This is a genomic window from Vibrio sp. 1562, from assembly GCF_033340155.1.
GTDB lineage: Bacteria > Pseudomonadota > Gammaproteobacteria > Enterobacterales > Vibrionaceae > Vibrio > Vibrio alginolyticus.
This window is the reverse complement of record NZ_JAWOVY010000619.1, coordinates 1-567: the sequence shown is the minus strand read 5'-3', so window position 1 is coordinate 567 and position 567 is coordinate 1. Positions and strand designations below refer to the sequence as shown.

Annotated in this window: 1 pseudogene; it reads left to right on the top strand. The window is 43.9% G+C overall.

What is annotated here, in order from left to right:
- Positions 1-567: pseudogene (locus R7Z49_RS26725) on the top strand (capsular biosynthesis protein); the annotation flags it as partial.

Genomic DNA, 567 nt, shown 5'->3' with positions numbered 1-567 from the left:
AAGCCTTCAAAAGAAAGCTAGAAATTGAACCTGTTCGAAACACACAGTTAGTGCGAATTAGCTTTCGTTCTGCCGATCCAAAGTTAGCAACAAGAGTCGCGAACGCGGTTGGTCAGGCTTATATTGATGCCAACTTCGAAGCCAAGCTCGTAGTGACTCAAAATGCAGCAACATGGCTGACTAATAACTCTCAAAAACTCGAAGAGCGCTTAAAAAAATCAGAGCATGCTTTGCAAGAGTTTTTGCTCAAAGAAGGCTTGATTGATATCAACGGCATCGACGACATCTACGCCAACGAACTAGAAGAGCTTAACCGTAAACTCAATACCGCTGTCAATAAGCGCATCGAAGCGCAAACCTTGATCCAACTACTAAAAAGAAAATCTTCTCAGAATCTTGATAGCCTGCTGTCCATTGACGAGTTTGCCAATCAAGCTCAGATTCGTGATTTGAAACTTTCAGAAGCCCAAGCTGCGAAGAACGTTTCTGAACTGGCGCAACGTTATGGACCAAAACACGATCGAATGGTCCAAGCGAAAGCGCAACTCGCCTCTATTCAAGAGCGAA